Genomic DNA, 18,294 nt, shown 5'->3' on the forward strand with positions numbered 1-18,294 from the left:
TCCCTATTCCCTATTCCCTATTCCCCTAATGAGTATTCGGAATCAACCGCCCACAGGGATAAGTCGCTGTTGGCTGTGAAGCATTTTCAGCAACCGCTGCTGGAACCTGATCCGATGGTCGGGTTTTGGCTGCTAGATAATCTTTTTGCAGTTTCTCCAAAATGGCTTCTCGCCTGTCGTACACACGCTTCAGGGGACGAGGCTGGCACTTATTCAAGACGTATGCTGTCACCAGTGGTAGAGCGATCGTGCTATCGGTATAACAAACGATTGTGTTAGGTAACTCCTCCGGGTCAATCTTACCCCAACTGACGGCTTCCGATGGGGTCGCCCCAGATAAACCGCCTGTATCTGGACGCGCATCGGTAAATTGCACAAAGTAATCGTGTCCTCGTTCTTCTAGTCCTAAGACTTCGTGAAGTTGCGGTTGGGTTTGTAGCAAAAAGTTTTTAGGACTGCCGCCACCGAGAATTACAGCTGCACTTTTACCACCTGATTCACGGGCATTATATGCGATCGCAGCTGTCTCATTTACGTCAATTGATGGATCTATCACCAACTGCGAACCTTCCAACGCTAAAGCCGCCACGTTCATCCCAATTGAGCTATCTCCTGGAGAAGACGTATAAATCGGTACGCCATATTCATAAGCTGTAGCTAACAAGCAGGAATGCTGCACACCCAATTGCTTTTCTACTTCTCGGACATATTTACCTAGTAAATGGTGAAACTCAGCCGTTCCCATCCGCTTCTGAAACGCTTCTCCTTGCAGAATCTTGCGGATGAACGCATCAGTTTCTAGCAGCACATCGTAACCAAAGATAATGTCATAAATGCGGATCGTGCCTTCTTGACGCAGTTTCACATCATCCAAAAACGGATTACCAGCAAAGAGTTCAAAACCCAAACCATAGTGCATATCGTGGTAAAGATTTGCACCAGTGCTAATCATCCAGTCAATAAAGCCGTTGCGAATTAAGGGTGCAAGCGCTGAAACCCCGAATCCTGCTGGCGTCATCGCACCGGAAAGACTAACTCCCACCGTGACACCTTCCGTTAGCACATCACGACTCAGTAGTTGACAGATTTCCCGCAACCGCGCTGAGTTGTAAGCGGTGAAATATTGATCAATCAAGTCCACCACATTGATATCATTTGATATAGGTGTAGGTGCGATTTTTTGACCCAGCTGTTTAGACATTTTGGTACTCCCGAACAGTAAACTCGCCGAATCTAATGTTATCTAGCTTTCAGGCAAAGTGACAGCAATACTTTTTGATCACTACCTTGAAAAAGCAAGTGGGGAGTAGGAAAAGAAAGCTTTTTCAGCTTATAATCGCTCCTGACCACTCATCGCTAGCAAGTAATAACGCTACTTGCTCTGGCTCTAAATTTGTCACCCGATCGGGTGTAAACAGTGTTGCTCCTAACTTTGCTGCTAGAGTGTCTGCGGGTAATGGCTCAAACGATCGCACTCGAAGTAAGCTTCGTTGTTCAGTTGCGATCGCTTCACAGTGTTGCCTAAATTCCGGCGATAGTCTTTGGATTAATGACATATCTTTAAGGATCTTGCTTCAATTCGCCATTATTTTGAGACAAATCGCGGTACGCTGCTTTAACTAGGAGTGGACAAAGGAATTTGATGGTAATGGGAAAGCAGATCAGGTGAATAGTGTTTGCGATCGCTTTCTTGAAAACATGGCCATAATTCCTACTAATTGGAATTGGCAACCTATTACTCCAAAAACGCTCATTCAAAACATCAATGCTGAAAAAGGACTGGGATTCCAAGCCATTCCTAGTTTCTTGGCAACATTGCTGCATGAAAAAAAATGTGTTATTCGCTCCGGGCAGAGAGAGCAAGAAATAATGCATTTAGGCAAACAACTAATCAAGGATCACTTATGCATTCTTGGTATAGAAGTTTGAGGGATTTACGCTCTGTTGTTTTCCAAAAGGGACAAAAAAAAGCCATTTTTTCTAGCTAATTGCCTTCTTTTTTTTCAACCATATTCCCAATAAACCAGCAGTAACTACTATTCCTCCAATAGTTGATGGCTCAGGTATCGGTTTTACACTCACATTATCCAAGTATAAAAATGCGTGTCTATCCACATTCCCAAACTTTAACTCTGTGGATGATGCGTCTGCCGTAAAATTGAACTTATATGGCGTGTATGCTTGAAAAGAAATGTTTTTTTGATCAAAAATATTATTTCCACCTACAAATGTCTGAAATTCATTATCAAGATCAGGAGCTTCAGCTATAGATGCTAAATAATAACTAAGTTCATATTGCTGACCAGGTTGTGTAGAAAGTGTCTGTGATATGTAGCTAAGGTCTATAAATCCACCAAGTGATAAGCCTTGATTACCACTTTGAGGAAAATTGCTAATTCTAGTTCCTGATGTATCCATCGGATCGCCAAACTTAGTCCATCCTGTAACATTAGTATTTGTCATGCTGGGATTATTAGGATCTACGAGGGGGTCGAGTTCAAATCCTCCGTTAAAAACAAGGTCTCTAGGATCTAGGACATAGTTAGGATCATATTCTGCTTGTGCTACTGGAATATAAGTACCAGTAATTACAGCAGTGCTAGCTAAGGTAGTAGTGAAACTAAAAATAATAATTGAGATTTTTTTTGTTAACTTCATGAAACTTGACTCCAAATAATTTCCCATGACAACAATTAAAAAAAGTTGATAGTTATACCCATGCTGGCTCTAAGTAGTATCAATAAAATTAAAAACTTTATTCTGGTTTATAAGAGTTATCTATAGATGTGGATAATGATTCATACACCCAAGGCAATGTTTCTCAATAAACCCATAATGGAGTTTTTTAATCAGATGAATTTTAGTAGTATTATCGATACTATAGAGCCAGACACTGCTTGAACTTTTACTACTTTATCAAGCTAGTTTTTCGGGTTTTAGTAAAGATTTTAGTTTTAGATTATAAAGGACTAAATTCCTTACGTAAGAACTTACTTACCCATCAATTTAAACTTGACAGACTTCTACCTATGATTTATTCATCTCCATCATCTATCACTTCATTCCCATATTTTTTTCTTTGATGTAAAGGTGTAGCTTTGACACTCACATCATCCAAATATAAAAACGCATACTTGGCTTTCGAGCCAAACTTTATCTCAGTGGATCTTCCTTTTGCTTTAAAATTTAACGTGTATTGCGTATAGGGTTGGTAAGGAGTATTCTTTTTCACAGAAACATTTTCTCCACCTACAAAAACCTTAAATTTATTCTTCAGATCAGGTGCTTCTTCTGTGGATGCGAAATAGTAAGTAAGTTTGTAGTCTTGACCAGGAAGTGTAGGGATAGTCTGTGATATGTAGCTAATGGCTGAAAAGCCACCGAGGGATAATCCCTGCTTACCAGTATTAGGAAAATTGTCAATTTTAATACCTGATGTATCTATAGGATCACCAGATTTAACCCATCCTGTAACATTAGGATTTGTAGTGTCGGGATTATTAGGATCTACGAGAGAGTCGTATTCAAATCCCCCGTTGATAATCAGTTCTTGTCCTTCCGCTTGTGCTACTGACTTATAAGTATTGGTAATCACAGCAGTATGAAGGAAAGCAGTAGTCAAACTACAAACAATAATTGAGAGTTTTTTAGTGAACTTCACAAGACATGACTCCAAATAGTTCAAAATTCACGACAATGAGTACTTGATTGATTTACTTTGTGGTATTAAGGCAGAATAAACCCGTAAGTATTTTTGAAGATATTCTGAGCAGTACTACCACTTAAGTAGTTAGAAAAACTCTGTGCCGTCGATAAAACTGTAGTTCTGGTGAGTATACCCAGTGGATAAACAATCGAATCGCTCTCTGTTGTGAGGGCAGTTTGTACGACTCTTACCTTGTTAGAAATGGCAGCATCAGTTTTGTAAACAGCACCTGCGTTGATGGTTTTATTTACACCTCCAACTACAAGAGTTTTATTTTCAACAGCAGTTAAAACGTTACGCACATTACTAGCACGGTATAATTTAGGGCTGAGAGTAGTGAAAATACCTCGGCTAGTGAGAACTTGTTTGGCATAATTTCCTGCTGGCACAACTGGAGGAGTACCTGTGTAGTCACCGATGGCAATACCAGTAATGTTGGCATTGGTCAAACCATTGAAGCTAGTGAGAGCAGCACTACCAGCACTAACGGGAGGTGTCGTAGGAGCAATCAAAACTAGACGGTTTTTGACAACGTTTTTACGGCTACCTGCAACCAATTTACTTGGGGTTGAATTCTGCAATACATCTATTTGGTTGGTAGCAGCAGAAATGAAAATATCTGCTGGCGCTGCTGCTTGTATTTGGCTCAGTAAGGTACCAGAAGCACCAAATGTATAAACAATGTTGACGCCTGGGTTAGCATTTTGGTACTGAGTTTTAATGGCATTCAGTGCGTTTGTTAAGCTGACAGCCGCATACACGTTAAGTGTGGTTACAGAGCTTGCTGGCGATAAATTGACGAACTGCAAGCCTATTACCAGCATCATGCTGCTAACTGCTGTAGCAATCCAAGCAATAAGTCTTCTTCTGTTCATGAAAGTTATAGTTTGGGGAAAATATTACCTAAAAGTCTCATTGTTGACATACCTGAGTTACACACAGGCAACGGAAAAAGCAACCACAGAGATGGCTGAGAATATGGATAAATTGGAGCTAGAAAGGGTTTTGGCGTAAGTCCCACGCATCATAAATTTTGGAAATAAACAGCCAATCACAATTGCTAAAAGCATTAGTTAGTGTGATGGGCCGTTTCTGATTTCCAAGTGGAATTACACAAACAGCGAGTGAAATGTATTTAGTGATGAAATAATATCAGTTAAATACGCCCACTACCAACATTTTTGGTTAGCAAATCCTGACAAAAAGCTAGGAAAAACATAACTATAAATCCTGATGAAACCCAAAAATGCTTTTCAGTCAAAGGTTTTGTAATAAATATACTAGATAGATCCTAAACATCTAAAACCCTGGCTATACCAACAAAATACTTGGCGCTATCTATTTAACTGATTTTTTTGGTAAAGGGAGTGCTGCATTGATATTAGTGAAGAGCGATCGCTCCTACCGCTGTGTCGAAAAAAGAGCGATGCCTGCGACGGTAAACTACGCATCCAGCATTGCTCATAACTCATCCGCCAGGACGATCTACATATAATTCTTTATTTGTATAAAAATATATACAAACCTTTATAATATCAATAAACAAAATGATTTAACATACACCTAATGATAGATAGATTTTATTGAAAAAATAGTTTAGATTTGTAACAAGTTACACAGAACTAGGTAAAACACATGGCCAACATAATTGACACTGCTACTAACAATGGTTCTTTCACAACACTAGTTGCAGCAATCCAAGCCGCTGGTCTGGTAGATACACTTAAAGGTCCTGGGCCATTCACCGTCTTCGCACCCACAGACGAAGCGTTTAAGAAGCTTCCAGCAGGTACAGTAGACGCATTATTGAAAGATCCTGCAAAGCTGAAGAAAATCTTGACCTATCATGTTGTCTCAGGCAAGGTACTGGCTGCTGATGTCGTTAAGCTGAAGACAGCTAAAACAGTTGAAGGTTCAGATGTAAAAATTGACGCTTCTAATGGCGTTAAGATCAATGATGCAACAGTTGCAACAGCAGATGTTGCTGCTGACAACGGTGTCATCCACGTCATTGACACAGTTTTGATTCCTGCATAAGCAAGCTTCAGAATAGCAAATGCTATTTCTGGGGCGGCGACTACCTATAGTCGTTTCTTCATTACAGTCTGGTTGAATGTTTTTTCGTAAACATCAACTACCAACAAATCCATCTAGATCGTGTCTAGATGGATTTATTGTTTTATACGTGTAGAGACATTGCAATTGCTAGCCTCTCTTAATTAGATGTAATTAAATTTTTAGTTTTGCTAAACCCAAATAACGGATACCTTCGGGGGAAATATCAAAACGGCAAGGTAAGACTTCTAAACCGAGAGCGATCGCATCCCGTAATAATTTACCATATACAGGATCTGTGCGATCGCCAGGGGAAAACTCGATACAATCACCGCGATTGATAAAGTAAAGCATCACTGCACGAGTTAGAGGTAGCAGCGCCATTAGTTCTCGCAAGTGCTTTTGTCCTCTTGTAGTCTCCGTGTCAGGAAATAGGGCTAATCTCCCCTCAGATAAAGTTGTATTTTTCACTTCTAAATAAATCGGGCGTTCCTCATCACTCCCCGTCAAGAAAAAATCCACTCGACTTTTTTTATCTAACCCATAAACCACCTCGCCCTTAATTTGGCTGTAGTCGCCCAATTCCGGGAAAAGGTATTTCGCCAAAGCTAGCTTTACCACCCGATTGGGCAAAAAAGTATTTATGCCTACCCAAGTTGGCTCATTGTCATGTACCTGAATTAGTTCTAAAGTGTAAGCCAATTTGCGGTTAAGATTATCGCTTTTAGAAAGCTGTACCGGACTTTGAGGAGTCGATACTCCAGTCATTGGCCCTGTATTGGGACAGTGTGCTGTGACTATTTCGCCAGAAGCAAGTTGAACGTCAGCAAAAAACCGCTTGTAACGCTTGAGTAAAATACCAGGATATAAAGGTGGGTACTTAAATATATACAAAATCAATACTCCTAGCCATTATTCACCTTAAAATGCTCACAGAATGCTCAATTAGCCTACTTTCAGCGTTTGAGCATCAATAACTGGTATAAATTACTACTCAGCAGTTATGCTCAATAAATGCTCATCTTTTCAGGGATAAATCTCTCTCTATCTTATGTGCAAATTTACTTGCAGTAATACTGTGAGTAATCTGAGATACACTCCCAATAGAAAAGCCAGTCCCCCGTTAATTGCGTTTCGGGTTGCTGGCTATCAATTAATTTCGTATCTCAACTATAACTATATATATAAATAATAAGTAAGGGAGATGAGTTGATAACTGTCTCCCTTTTTAGTGTGTATAAGTGAAGCTGATTAATGAAGGTGAATAAATGGGTGAATATGTTCCTATCTCTCAGGTATCTCAAATTACTTGCAGTAATACTCACAGTAAATTGAAATGCTTGATAGATAGACACTAAAAACCCCTTGATTGCTTATTTCAAGGGGTAATTAATGGTTGAATGATAAGGTTTATTTATCTCTGTCCTGAAGTAGCTTGTTGATGAGTTCCTGTTGTTGTCTCAACTGCTCCTCTAGTTGTTCCATCCTGGATTGTTGCTGTACCTGTTGAGTAGTGGTAGCTGGTAACTCAGGGTTAGTTCTACCAGCAAAGATAGCTACATCCTGATAATGCTTGTTCGACACTTCTATCTGATGACCACACCAGTTACTAACTATCTTCTCATCTATCCCTAAGTCAAAAACAGCATGAGTAATGAATGCGTGCCGTGTGTTATAGGGCGATAAGTACTTGGTAAGCTTGCCTAGCTCAATTAATGTTGGAATAATTCCCTTGCTTGCTCTTTTAGAGATAGTTCCCGTACTTCCTTTCCAAAAAAAATAAAAAACACTGTCATCAATTATTTTTCCTTGTTTGCTTTTAAAAACAATATCATTAGATTCACTTTGCGGAATAGATTTTAAAATGTTCCACAATTCACCATTTTTAGGCATAGGGAACTTGCGCGTTAAATCACCTTTATAGCTGTTGTCATTTTTCAAAGGGTAGAATTTTTTAATTCTACTATCATAAGTTCTACGAATTAAAATCCGTTCCTTATCCCATTCAATATCACACCACATCAGTGCAATTGCCTCACCAGTTCTACACCCAGTGAGGAATTTAAACTTTAAAAGATTAAACCAGTGTGGCTTTTTTTTAGCATACTCAAGAATTATTTGCACCTCATCCCATGCGTAAGCTTTCCCCCTATCTAAAACATCGTCATCATTTTCTGTGTCAATTTCATCCTGAGTTTTACCCTTTACCCCTCTAGTAGTTATCTCCTCAGCCATTCCTTCAAAGGGATTGTGAGCTAATAGTTTATTTTTCATTCCCAATCGATAGGCTTTTGAGAGATTAGATAATACTCTTGTGACAGTTTCTAAATTTCTATTTTCAACTAGCCAATTTCTAATTTTGATTGCATCCTCAGACTTGGTAGCCTCAATTGCTGACTCAATAAAATTTTTGTATTGCCCTTGATGTTTGCGCTCATACGTTGTTTCCCTTAACCCTTGCTTCCGATACTCACAATACATATCCCACACTTCCATCAGGGATAACCCTGGTTTTGGTGGTAGCTGTCCATCACTGGTAACAGACTCACCCTTCACTAACCTCAGCCTTGCTTGTAGTCCATACTCCTTTAGGATGTCATTGTACCGTCCTAAATCAAAGTTCCCTTCACCGTCATCTAGCTTTCCATCCTCAAGTTCAATTTGTAATCTCCTTTGCAACTGGCTAGCTTTACTCTCCCAACCATCGACTAGCGAGATACCCGTAGCCAGCTTTATCTGCCCCTTGTTGCAATACGACCTGGGGAAGCAAGCCTTGACGCTACATGAATCAACCCTTACCGCTACTTGCCCCTTCTTAGCCTTACCCGTTGGTGTTTTGCTGCTATTTACCATAATGCTCAATTAATGCTCAAAGTGTGAAAATCAGTTTTTAAGTGACTGGTATTAGAGCATTGTATATTATTACAGTTATATAAAGGTGGGTAACGGTAAAGCCAATCTATCATTATGGAACCTTGTTGCTGCTTGTAAATATACGTCGATTCTTTGCCCACCGAAGCTCTATCAGCAAATCTTTTCAGCAGCTACTCCGCCTTGTGACAGAATTTGAGTAACTTTATATATCATGGATTGTCAAATTTTGTAGTCAAATTGACAACATAGTAATAAAAAGTAGCATATACTAAGTGTTACAAACCTCCCAAACAAATCCGGGAGAATTTCAACGTGCAAGGAGGTAAATCCTATGCAAAAAGTCTGGACAGCAACGGAATTAGAATATGCTTTTCTATTTACTCTCAGAAAGGTAAATTCGATCAGTCTAGAAGGTTTCAAGCCATTTTTTAGTAATATGCCTCTTGACCCTTATATCAAAGGCAATTATCGTTCTAGAAGATTATCTCGGTTCACAGTCTCTGAAAATCAGTTAATCAAATTACCTCATGGCTACTTCTTTCAAAGTAAAGAGTATAATCGATTAGCGGGTGACATAAAAAGAGAGTTTGCAGAATTAGATGATGCACTCATAGAACTTGATATTTTCAAAAATCTTGTTTTAGCATTTAGTGATTCTTGTAAACTTCATCCTGAAGCTGAAATCGGAGTTCATCAAATTAGAATTAGTTGTTCTCCAGAAAATTTTGGTAATCCAGCACCTGAAGGTATCCATCAAGACGGCACTGATTTGATTGGCATATTCTCAGTAAATAGAGAGAATATTCAAGGTGGAGAAACATATCTGTATACTGCCAAAAAAGAAAAGCCTGTGTTTAGTAAAGTTCTAAATCCGGGGGAACTATTATTGGTCAATGACCATGAATTTTTCCACTTCGCCAATCCCATAAAACCACAAACTGACGCTGAAGGAAGTTGGGATGTTTTTGTTTTGACCTCTCCCAGCTTGCTTTCGGAATAATTTTAGTGCAAGAATTCAGCACCCAGAAAGCAGAAGTCAGAATTAAGAAGAAATCCAGTATTATTAATATATTGATTCCAGAAATTTTCTGCTGATTCTTGAACTATTCTGACTCCTAAATTCTGAGTTATAGTCAACCGTAAATATTTTATAATCTAGAAGATATGGGGATTTGAATGTAGTCATTTGCCCAGCTTTTTTATTAAAACTAGAATTTTTTTCTATCGTTCTATCACCTGGAATCGCAACTGGATTGAATTTACAGCCACAAACTGCTGAATATAATAATAAATTTGATTAGTGATATTTTCACTAAAGTTAACTCTAAAATCTGGACGTGTACAATATTGTATTGGGTAAATTCCATTTATAAAAACTTAAGGTAGTGTGTTGGTTTTATTTCACAAAATCTATGAAATATACTTAAAATATGAAGGTGAGTGCATAGGTTAGGCTACGAAACAAGCCCGCTGGAATTCAATTAACTGCATCAACCAAATAAATGCCATGAATGACGAATTCTACAATAGAGGATTGGAAAAGGCTAGGCGAAAAGACTACGCGGGAGCAATTGAGGAATTTAACCATACTTTACAACTGACACCTTACTTTAGCGAAGCTTATTTGCAACGGGGTTTGGCACATTATGACTCAGGAGCAATCCTGAAAGCTGTTTCAGATTATACCGAAGCCATAAAGCTGAATCCTGAGAGTGTAGAGGCATATTATTGTCGGGGATTGGCTAGGGTAGCGCTGAAAAATTTATCGGGGGCGCTAGACGATGTTGAACGCGCTATTCGTCTCAATCTCAATTATGCTGCTGCTTATAATCTGCGGGGGATGGTGCGGCGCAAACAAGGTTATATTCAAGATGCGATCGCTAATTTTAAAAAGGCTGCACAATTATATCTAGAACAACAAGACAAAGAGAATTGTCGTCTGTGTTTAGAACTAATTAAACAGCTACAACCCCAAGAAAAACCTGTTGTACAGCAATCAGGTTCCACCAATGCGCCAATTTTATCCACCAATGATTATTTCACACAATTATTAGAAAAGGCTGAGAAGGGAGACACCCAAGAGGCACTCGCCGATTTAAACTGGGTATTAAAAGCTGATCCGCAAGATGCCCAAGCTTACTGCTGTCGTGGGGTTGTGCGTTGTAAAATGGGGAATTATCGAGAAGCGATCGCAGATTTTAATCAAGCACTGCGACTAAATTTTCAAGATGCCATTGTCTATCGCAACCGAGGTAAAGCCCGTTCTGTCTTGGGAGATCATCAAGGTGCGATCGCGGATCTTAACCAAGCACTCCAGATGCAACCCGAAGATGTGTTAGTCTATATTGCCAGAGGTAATGCCTATCGGGTAACGGGTAATTATCTCGGTGCAATTCAAGATTACACCCAAGCACTGCAAATCAATCCCGATGATCCTCAAGCTTACTACAATCGCGGCATTGCCTATACTTGCTTAGAAGAAATCCAAAACGCCGTGGAAGATTATCAACGGGCGGCGAGTATCTTTTGTGAACAAGAAGACTGGGAAAATTATCAACAAGTCTTAAGTAGCCTAGAAAAAATCCAGAAATTTAGTCCAGAGTCAAAAAAGCAAAAATATCACCTGCTACGTCAGCGACTTTTGCGAATGGTTGGGGGATACTGGGAAATTGCCGAACGATTGATTCAGCAAAATCAGGATTACCATCCTGGGATGTCAGACGAGTGGTATTTGCAAAAAGTGATTGATGATTTAGAACGCGATCGCAATAGATAAAATATAAATGCCACTACAAACGTAAATTCACCCGTACACTGATACGGGTGAAAATGCGCTCAATTACTTGTTATTTTCAAAGTTTAGTTAGCAGTGCGACTTTGACGGCGACGACGCAATCCAAACATGCCAACTGCTCCCACCGCAAACATTGATAGAGTAACAGATGGTTCAGGAACGGTAGCACCAATTAGCTCTCTAACATTTGCTTCACCGATATCAAGAACGACGACAACATCATTAAAGTCACGATCGGAGCCTTCGTTCCACTTACCAGTTGCAGAATCTACCCCTGAAGCGTGTAAACCTCCGTATAAATCCTCAAATGCCAAGAGGATGTAGTTGTTATAAGCATAAGCAACTGCGTGCTGTAGTCCGTCAGCGTTAGAGGCAGTATCAGTACCAAAGATATTGGCAGAGTTGCCACGGTTTAAACCATCAGCTCTTAACCAGAAGTCGAGTTGAGTACCTGCGGTAACATTACCAACTTTGACGCCATCACCCAGTTTTAGGGCATTACCACCCCAGTCACCACTAACACACCCATTTCCTTGACAGGAAATATCATTAAAAAGCAGCCCAGACTTATTAGTAGTTCCTGTGGCATCGAAGGCTAACTGGTTTCTATAACCTGCACCCTCATTGATAAAGTAAGCAGAAACATCGTGGTCGTATTTTAAGTTTAAATTACTAACGTCTAATTTAAATTGTCCGCTGTTTGGGAGGGCAACGCTTTCTGCTTGGACAAATTGTTGAAAAGGAGCGTCGTTAAAACCAGTTTGAGACTTGTTATATACCGTTGGTTGAGTCCAGGCACTATTCCAATTAAAATCAGCAGCAGATGCAGTTTCTACTTTGGAAACTAATCCGGTTAAGGTGGCTGTAGCGGCAATCAAGGCAGTCAATAAAGTAAGTTTCATATCAGAAGTCATTAAGTAGGGAAAACAATTTAGATAATGCTGTTTTTAGCAGATATCTGTCTGAAGTTGTCTCTTACTTCTAACAGCTACACTTCTGCAACGTCAATCTAAAAGTTGGCTTTTATTGGTATATTTAAATAGCTCTTTATTTAAAGTATTTGTACGGAAAAATACTATTATCCATCGGCTAAGACACTGTTATTAGCACTTAGCATTTAAAGTTATATATGATGAAAATTTGACGAGAATTTTAGACTTTTTATGAAAATAAGATGTGTAATTTCTATAATTAAAGGCTAAAAGCTTAATCTATAAGAATTTTCATTTGACTGAGGTAGATAAGTAGGAGGGCGCTGTCATGCGTGTAAACTTAGCCTTGTTGAAGGTTATTTGCGGGTATACAAACAGAGTTCAACTCCGTACTTACGTTAATATAGCGGTTCTCAGTTGAGTGAGATACAAAAACCCCACCCCCAACCCCCTCCCCGCTCTTCGAGAGGGGGCTATGACGTACCTCATGTGATTAGGAAACGCTATAAACGTGGTAATCTATCAAGTCAACCAAACCTGAGTAAATAAGTTTGTAGTCAGGACTTTTGCTTACTAGATGAATACTTTCGTTGACTTGATGAACTAGTAGTAGTCTGTCAACATCCACTGCGGTATCGTCAGAATCTGGAAGTTCTGCCGAGGATGGGAGACAATTTAGGGTGGTTGTACTTTAGAATGACAGTCCCTGCTTAGACTTGATGAATATCTTTAAGGTTAAAATAATCAAGCTTTTCCAGAGCTACATTCCCCCTCTCACAGATAAAATTTATATATGAACGCTACACAAGAAAAACTAAAAGATCAGGTTGAACAGGCTTTAGTCGCAGCTTTTGGCGCTGACTTCGCTGGAGTAGATCCAATTTTGGTTCTTGCTAGCAATCCTAAATTTGGCGATTATCAGGCGAATGTGGCTTTATCCCTGAGTAAAAAGTTAGGAAAGCAACCAAGAGCGATCGCAGGTGCGATCGTTGAGAAACTAGATGTATCCGAAATCTGCGAACCGCCAGAAATCGCTGGGCCAGGATTTATCAATCTCAAACTGAAAACGGCATACTTAGAAGCACAACTAAACGCGATTCAAGCTGATCCCAGACTAGGAGTTCCAGCCGCGAAAACGCCGAAGCGGGAAATTGTGGATTTTTCCAGTCCGAATATTGCCAAAGAAATGCACGTCGGACACTTGCGTTCGACGATTATTGGTGATTCCATCGCCCGAATTTTAGAATTTCAAGGACACGATGTACTGCGGTTAAATCATGTAGGTGATTGGGGTACGCAGTTTGGGATGTTAATCGCCTATCTGCGGGAAGTTTACCCAGACGCCCTTACCACCGCTAATGCTTTAGATATTGGTGATTTAGTCTCTTTTTATCGCAAAGCCAAACTGCGGTTTGATGCAGATGAAGCTTTTCAAGAAACAGCACGCCAAGAAGTTGTCAGATTACAAGCAGGTGCAGAAGATACACTCCATGCTTGGAAACTATTGTGTGAACAGTCGCGGCGGGAGTTTCAAATAATTTATGAGTTGCTGGATATCAAGTTAACTGAACGCGGGGAATCTTTTTATAACCCTTTACTATCTGGCGTTGTGGAAGATTTAGATAAATCTGGATTACTGGTAGAAAATCAAGGGGCAAAATGCGTTTTTCTGGAAGGGTTTACAAATAGAGAAGGTGAACCTTTACCCTTAATTGTGCAGAAATCAGATGGCGGCTATAACTACGCCACAACAGATTTAGCATCCCTGCGCTACCGAATTCAGCAGGATCAAGCAAAGCGGATAATTTATGTAACCGATGCTGGACAAGGAAACCACTTTGCCCAATTTTTCCAGGTTGCACGCAAAGCTGGATGGATTCCCGATGATGTGGAATTAGTGCATGTGCCGTTTGGGTTGGTGTTAGGAGAAGATGGTAAAAGAATCAAAACTCGTTTTGGGGACAGTGTGCGGTTACGGGATTTGTTAGATGAAGCTGTTTCTCGTACCCATACTGATTTAAAAACTAGAGTACAAGAAGAAGAACGGCAAGAAACTGAAGAATTCATTAATGAAGTTGCGAGGGTAGTTGGCATCAGTGCAGTTAAATATGCAGACTTAAGCCAAAACCGCACCAGTAACTACATCTTCAGCTACGACAAAATGCTTGATCTCAAAGGTAATACTGCGCCCTATATGTTGTATGTTTATGCGCGGATTCACGGAATTAGCCGCAAGGGTGATATTAACTTTAAAGAGTTGGGAAACAATGCCATCCTGTTGCAGCATGAAACAGAATTAGCGCTGGCGAAATATTTACTTCAACTGGATGAAGTTATTAGTAGTGTAGAGCAAGACTTGCTGCCCAATCGTTTATGTGAATATTTGTACGAACTGAGTAAAAAGTTTAATCAGTTTTATGATCGCTGTCCCATATTACAAGCTGAGGAACCGCAGCGAACATCTCGCTTGGTTTTATGTGATTTGACTGCTAGAACCCTAAAGTTGGGATTATCTTTGTTGGGAATTCAAGTATTGGAGAGGATGTAATGTTTTTTAACGCAGAGTTACGCTGAGGTAGCGCAAAGGTACGCAGAGTAAGAGTTAAGTTAAGGTTGATTTTTTCTTTGTGTCCTTTGCGGGTTGTTAAGAAAATTTGTTGGATTTGGAGGCGATCGCTTATGGTACAGACACCATCTAAAAACATAACTTTGGCAGAGTTTCTGATGTTACCAGAAACGAAACCCGCTAGTGAATACATCAATGGTGAAATTATTCAAAAACCAATAGCACAGGGAGAACATAGCACTATTCAAGGTGAACTGATTATTACTGTTAATGCTGTCTTGAAACCCCAAAGAGTTGCACGAGCATATCCAGAACTGCGGTGTACATTTGGTGGCAGATCAATTATCCCGGATGTAGCGGTATTTACTTGGGAGAGAATACCTCGCAAAGAAAATGGCAGGGTAGCAAATTTATTTTCAGCCGCTCCCGATTGGACTATCGAGATTCTATCACCTGACCAAAGACAAACGAAAGTTACAAAAAATATTTTACATTGCCTGAATTATGAAACACAAATGGGTTGGCTAATTGATCCAGAAGAACAAACGGTATTTGTGTACATCCGCAATCAACAGCCAGTCATGTTGGATGAATTAGATGCTTTACTTCCTGTGCCAGATTTTGCAAGTGAGTTGAGGCTGACAGTAGGAGATTTATTTGGTTGGCTGTTGGAGTAAACCCAAGCATGTCAAACCGTGACGAACTGAGTAAGGAAATACACCAAGTCCAACAGGTTTTATGGGTAGGAATCGGTTGTAAACGGGGAACATCATGGCAGTTGATTGATTGGGCAATTGAGCAAGTATTTCGAGAAAATCAACTTTTTCAAAGTGCGATCGCAGGTATTGCTACCATTGACACTAAAGCCTTAGAAGTTGGCTTAGTAGAACTTTGCCACCTCCGCAATTTGCCGCTAAAAACCTTTTCTGCCAAAATGCTTCGCTCTGTGTGTGTCCCCAACCCTGCCACAATTACCAATCACAAAGTAGGTACACCTAGCGTAGCAGAGGCCGCTGCTATTCTTGCAGCCTCTCAACTAACATCGTTGACTGCTTTCCCTGTTGCCAGCATAGAAGCATTGCGGGGAAGTTTCTTAGTTCCTAAACAAATTTTCCAGCTACAAGGGCAAACAGGAGTGGTAACACTAGCTGTTGCCCAAGCCTCAAATATTAATATTACAATTTAGTGACGTACTCCACACACTCCCTTTCAGGTGAGTGTGGGCTTCTCAGGGACTCTTCTTTGAAGACATTGACTGAGCTTTAAGACCGTGCGCCCCACGGTTCTTTGATTTTAAGATTTGTTTTTTGTTTTGTAGGCTGCATTTCTGCATTTAATTTAATTACACCCACTCTTTGATAATAACATAAAATCAATCTAACAGTTCGTTTCGTCGCTGTAGCCAACTTTATTTTCGCTACGCTCAAATACAATTCAGGCTACGCAACTCAACTCACACGCATTCATCTCATCACCTCCCTTTGGGTAGGTGAGAGGCTTCTGCTTATTAAGCTAATTTTTCTAGTCAACAACTCTCAACAAATAGTTAATTACGCTAGAAACAATAGCTAGCACAACTGAACCTAAAAAAGCAGGTAAAAAGCCCTGAATCTCAAAACCATAACCAGGAGTTAGGGCACTTGCCAGCCAAAGGGTTAAGGCGTTGATCACTAATGTAAATAAACCAAAGGTGAGTAAGGTAATCGGAAACGTCAAAATCTGCAAAATTGGTCTAATAAATGCATTAACCAGACCAATAACAAGGGCAGCAATTAAGGCAGTCAGAAAATTCTTGATAAAGAATCCCGGAACGATATTAGCAGTAATAAATAACGCCACCGCACTACCTAGCCAAGTTAATAAAAAGTGTTGCATAAGTTTTTTTAGAGGATTTAGCAGTCAGTTTAATTAATTTCACTATTGCCAGTTGTGATCTGTAACACGATTAGGTGTAGTTGTGCTTGACTTCTAAAGTTGCCATCATCTTTCGTCAGCCTAAAAGCAATGTAATTTTTCAGTGCTGGCAAGAGAGCTGCTTCTAATCGGTATATCTTTATCGTATTGCAGGATGTACCGCATTAAATTCATAAAAAATGGTGTGAAGCGCAAAACCCCTACAAAGGTTTCTCGACTTAGAGAAACCTCCGTATTTAGGGATTTCCAAGAAATAAATTATCTAGTTTTGTCCGCGTTCGACTGAGCGCTCACGCCGAAGTCTTGCCCTTACGGGCGGGTGAGACGCTACATGTACCAAGCTTGAAGAGTAGGGATACGGTTAACGCCGCAAAAGAACCTCCCAGGTAGAGCCACCAACTACGCCGTCAGCTTCTAAACCATAGCGCTTTTGTGCAGCTTTCACTGCTGTCTCGGTTGTCTCGCCAAAGTCTCCATCGGCTTCACCTTTCAAGAAACCAAGCTTTTTCAGTTGTTGTTGCAACTTAACAACTTCAGAACCACGTAATCCTATACGCAAAATTGGCAATCCTTCTGAAGTGTATTGAATACCAGGAGTTCGTTTAGTAGTTGTGTTTGACTGAGTTCGAGTAGTTGAGGTAGTACGCTTCGGCGTTTTCTGTGTGTTGGAGGTTGTAGCTTTTCTGGGGGTAGCAGGTCTTGGTTCAGGGTTAGTCGCAACTTGGGTTACAGCTTTTTTTGGGGTAGTAGGTTTTGGTTCAGGTTTAGTCGCAACTTGGGTTACAGCTTTTTTTGGGGTAGTAGGTTTTGGTTCAGGTTTAGTCGCAACTTGGGTTACAGCTTTTTTTGGGGGGTTAGAATTTACAACGTTGGTGACGTTGTTAGCCTGGGTTGGAACAGGAAAATTTGTCGCTGAGTTAAATCTTGGCTGGGATGAAGGGACGGTTGATGCTGCAACTGGTTGATTAGGAAAAAGTCGTTGCCAAGTGCTGGCATCAACAACGCCATCTGGATTCAAGCCAGCTGCTTGTTTAAACCGGGAAACAGCGCTAGCTGTATTCTCACTATATGTACCATCTACAGCACCAGAGTAAAAACCCAAAAGTTTCAGAGCTGCTTGAAGTTCAGACACGCGTTCGCCTTGGCTACCAACTTTCAGGATCGGGCGGTTGATGCTATCTCCAGGATTTACTTGAGCAATTTTTTGTGGTGCTGCTATTGATATTACAGCGGTTGAAGCAATCAAGAGGGGCGTAGTGGAGAACAAGAGTATTTCGATGGCTGATAAAGATTTAGACCTCTTTGGCCACCAACCCTTTGGCCGTTTTTCCATTCTACAGCGATTTACAGTTGGGTCTAGTAATTTTAAGTAACTCAAAATACTTTCTGTCAGGCTGCTTTGCATGGAATTTACTCCCAGAATATTCTCATGCTAATGGTACAGCCGCTTGGT

17 protein-coding genes and 1 pseudogene are annotated in these 18,294 nt (G+C 40.2%); 7 read left to right on the top strand and 11 right to left on the bottom strand.

The annotated features are described in order from the left end of the window. Window positions 1–25: 25 nt before the first annotated feature. Both V7K62_RS02905 and V7K62_RS02910 read right to left on the bottom strand, forming a co-directional pair. Window positions 26–1,201, bottom strand: coding sequence for a homospermidine biosynthesis protein (locus V7K62_RS02905; RefSeq protein WP_334861516.1), 1,176 nt, complete (start codon window positions 1,199–1,201; stop codon window positions 26–28). Window positions 1,202–1,325: 124 nt separating this feature from the next. Further along, window positions 1,326–1,556, bottom strand: a complete 231-nt coding sequence (locus V7K62_RS02910; protein WP_334861518.1) for a hypothetical protein — start codon at window positions 1,554–1,556, stop codon at window positions 1,326–1,328. Window positions 1,557–1,665: 109 nt separating this feature from the next. On the opposite strand from V7K62_RS02910, the gene V7K62_RS02915 reads away from it, so the two are divergent. Beyond that, window positions 1,666–1,929, top strand: a complete 264-nt coding sequence (locus V7K62_RS02915) for a hypothetical protein (protein WP_334861520.1) — start codon at window positions 1,666–1,668, stop codon at window positions 1,927–1,929. A gap of 51 nt (window positions 1,930–1,980) precedes the next feature. On the opposite strand, the gene V7K62_RS02920 is transcribed toward V7K62_RS02915, so the two are convergent. The 3 genes from V7K62_RS02920 to modA form a co-directional block, all read right to left on the bottom strand. Beyond that, the gene (locus V7K62_RS02920) at window positions 1,981–2,658 is read right to left on the bottom strand and encodes a PEP-CTERM sorting domain-containing protein (RefSeq protein WP_334861522.1); all 678 of its coding nucleotides are present in this window, start codon (window positions 2,656–2,658) and stop codon (window positions 1,981–1,983) included. A 376-nt stretch (window positions 2,659–3,034) separates the two neighbouring features. Continuing rightward, window positions 3,035–3,661, bottom strand: a complete 627-nt coding sequence (locus tag V7K62_RS02925) for a DUF642 domain-containing protein (RefSeq protein ID WP_334861524.1) — start codon at window positions 3,659–3,661, stop codon at window positions 3,035–3,037. 65 nt (window positions 3,662–3,726) lie between these two features. Continuing rightward, window positions 3,727–4,581, bottom strand: a complete 855-nt coding sequence (gene modA / locus V7K62_RS02930) for a molybdate ABC transporter substrate-binding protein (protein ID WP_334861526.1) — start codon at window positions 4,579–4,581, stop codon at window positions 3,727–3,729. A 760-nt stretch (window positions 4,582–5,341) separates the two neighbouring features. Between modA and V7K62_RS02935 the strand changes: the two genes are divergently transcribed. Continuing rightward, the gene (locus V7K62_RS02935) at window positions 5,342–5,743 is read left to right on the top strand and encodes a fasciclin domain-containing protein (protein ID WP_334861528.1); all 402 of its coding nucleotides are present in this window, start codon (window positions 5,342–5,344) and stop codon (window positions 5,741–5,743) included. A 192-nt stretch (window positions 5,744–5,935) separates the two neighbouring features. On the opposite strand, the gene sfsA is transcribed toward V7K62_RS02935, so the two are convergent. Together sfsA and V7K62_RS02945 are read right to left on the bottom strand one after the other, a co-directional pair. Then, window positions 5,936–6,655 carry a DNA/RNA nuclease SfsA gene (gene sfsA, locus V7K62_RS02940; protein WP_442937214.1) on the bottom strand — a complete coding sequence of 240 codons (720 nt, stop codon included), beginning with the start codon at window positions 6,653–6,655 and terminating at the stop codon, window positions 5,936–5,938. A 516-nt stretch (window positions 6,656–7,171) separates the two neighbouring features. Further along, window positions 7,172–8,257 carry a site-specific integrase gene (locus V7K62_RS02945; protein ID WP_334861532.1) on the bottom strand — a complete coding sequence of 362 codons (1,086 nt, stop codon included), beginning with the start codon at window positions 8,255–8,257 and terminating at the stop codon, window positions 7,172–7,174. A 709-nt stretch (window positions 8,258–8,966) separates the two neighbouring features. On the opposite strand from V7K62_RS02945, the gene V7K62_RS02950 reads away from it, so the two are divergent. After that, window positions 8,967–9,635, top strand: a complete 669-nt coding sequence (locus V7K62_RS02950; protein ID WP_334861534.1) for a 2OG-Fe dioxygenase family protein — start codon at window positions 8,967–8,969, stop codon at window positions 9,633–9,635. A gap of 63 nt (window positions 9,636–9,698) precedes the next feature. Here the strand turns inward: V7K62_RS02950 and V7K62_RS31445 are convergent. Next, window positions 9,699–9,932, bottom strand: a pseudogene (locus tag V7K62_RS31445) (hypothetical protein); the annotation flags it as partial. A gap of 210 nt (window positions 9,933–10,142) precedes the next feature. On the opposite strand from V7K62_RS31445, the gene V7K62_RS02955 reads away from it, so the two are divergent. Further along, window positions 10,143–11,411, top strand: a complete 1,269-nt coding sequence (locus V7K62_RS02955; protein WP_334861535.1) for a tetratricopeptide repeat protein — start codon at window positions 10,143–10,145, stop codon at window positions 11,409–11,411. Between the two features lie 83 nt (window positions 11,412–11,494). Here the strand turns inward: V7K62_RS02955 and V7K62_RS02960 are convergent, their stop codons facing one another. Continuing rightward, window positions 11,495–12,331, bottom strand: coding sequence for a DUF4114 domain-containing protein (locus V7K62_RS02960; protein ID WP_334861537.1), 837 nt, complete (start codon window positions 12,329–12,331; stop codon window positions 11,495–11,497). Window positions 12,332–13,154: 823 nt separating this feature from the next. Between V7K62_RS02960 and argS the strand changes: the two genes are divergently transcribed. The 3 genes from argS to V7K62_RS02975 all read left to right on the top strand — a co-directional run bounded on the left by argS (window position 13,155) and on the right by V7K62_RS02975 (window position 16,113). Continuing rightward, window positions 13,155–14,909 (top strand): arginine--tRNA ligase, encoded by a 1,755-nt coding sequence (gene argS / locus V7K62_RS02965; protein WP_334861539.1) that lies wholly within the window; start codon window positions 13,155–13,157, stop codon window positions 14,907–14,909. Between the two features lie 131 nt (window positions 14,910–15,040). Next, window positions 15,041–15,604 carry a Uma2 family endonuclease gene (locus V7K62_RS02970; protein WP_334861541.1) on the top strand — a complete coding sequence of 188 codons (564 nt, stop codon included), beginning with the start codon at window positions 15,041–15,043 and terminating at the stop codon, window positions 15,602–15,604. Window positions 15,605–15,612: 8 nt separating this feature from the next. Then, the gene (locus V7K62_RS02975) at window positions 15,613–16,113 is read left to right on the top strand and encodes a cobalamin biosynthesis protein (RefSeq protein ID WP_334861543.1); all 501 of its coding nucleotides are present in this window, start codon (window positions 15,613–15,615) and stop codon (window positions 16,111–16,113) included. A 335-nt stretch (window positions 16,114–16,448) separates the two neighbouring features. Here the strand turns inward: V7K62_RS02975 and V7K62_RS02980 are convergent, their stop codons facing one another. Both V7K62_RS02980 and V7K62_RS02985 read right to left on the bottom strand, forming a co-directional pair. Then, window positions 16,449–16,802 carry a phage holin family protein gene (locus tag V7K62_RS02980; protein WP_334861545.1) on the bottom strand — a complete coding sequence of 118 codons (354 nt, stop codon included), beginning with the start codon at window positions 16,800–16,802 and terminating at the stop codon, window positions 16,449–16,451. Window positions 16,803–17,202: 400 nt separating this feature from the next. After that, complete coding sequence (locus V7K62_RS02985; RefSeq protein ID WP_334861547.1) at window positions 17,203–18,246, bottom strand: peptidoglycan-binding domain-containing protein; 1,044 nt, start codon at window positions 18,244–18,246, stop codon at window positions 17,203–17,205. Window positions 18,247–18,294 lie beyond the last annotated feature (48 nt).

This window comes from Nostoc sp., from assembly GCF_036917935.1.
GTDB lineage: Bacteria > Cyanobacteriota > Cyanobacteriia > Cyanobacteriales > Nostocaceae > Nostoc.

Excerpts from the sequence above, each read along its gene's own strand:
- V7K62_RS02985 (WP_334861547.1), bottom strand. The coding sequence starts at position 18,246 with ATGCAAAGCAGCCTGACAGAAAGTATTTTGAGTTACTTAAAATTACTA.
- V7K62_RS02950 (WP_334861534.1), top strand. The coding sequence starts at position 8,967 with ATGCAAAAAGTCTGGACAGCAACGGAATTAGAATATGCTTTTCTATTT.
- V7K62_RS02955 (WP_334861535.1), top strand. The coding sequence starts at position 10,143 with ATGAATGACGAATTCTACAATAGAGGATTGGAAAAGGCTAGGCGAAAA.
- V7K62_RS02920 (WP_334861522.1), bottom strand. The coding sequence starts at position 2,658 with ATGAAGTTAACAAAAAAAATCTCAATTATTATTTTTAGTTTCACTACT.
- V7K62_RS02905 (WP_334861516.1), bottom strand. The coding sequence starts at position 1,201 with ATGTCTAAACAGCTGGGTCAAAAAATCGCACCTACACCTATATCAAAT.
- V7K62_RS02910 (WP_334861518.1), bottom strand. The coding sequence starts at position 1,556 with ATGTCATTAATCCAAAGACTATCGCCGGAATTTAGGCAACACTGTGAA.
- argS (WP_334861539.1), top strand. The coding sequence starts at position 13,155 with ATGAACGCTACACAAGAAAAACTAAAAGATCAGGTTGAACAGGCTTTA.
- V7K62_RS02975 (WP_334861543.1), top strand. The coding sequence starts at position 15,613 with ATGTCAAACCGTGACGAACTGAGTAAGGAAATACACCAAGTCCAACAG.
- modA (WP_334861526.1), bottom strand. The coding sequence starts at position 4,581 with ATGAACAGAAGAAGACTTATTGCTTGGATTGCTACAGCAGTTAGCAGC.
- V7K62_RS02980 (WP_334861545.1), bottom strand. The coding sequence starts at position 16,802 with ATGCAACACTTTTTATTAACTTGGCTAGGTAGTGCGGTGGCGTTATTT.
- V7K62_RS02945 (WP_334861532.1), bottom strand. The coding sequence starts at position 8,257 with ATGGAAGTGTGGGATATGTATTGTGAGTATCGGAAGCAAGGGTTAAGG.
- V7K62_RS02960 (WP_334861537.1), bottom strand. The coding sequence starts at position 12,331 with ATGAAACTTACTTTATTGACTGCCTTGATTGCCGCTACAGCCACCTTA.
- V7K62_RS02970 (WP_334861541.1), top strand. The coding sequence starts at position 15,041 with ATGGTACAGACACCATCTAAAAACATAACTTTGGCAGAGTTTCTGATG.
- V7K62_RS02935 (WP_334861528.1), top strand. The coding sequence starts at position 5,342 with ATGGCCAACATAATTGACACTGCTACTAACAATGGTTCTTTCACAACA.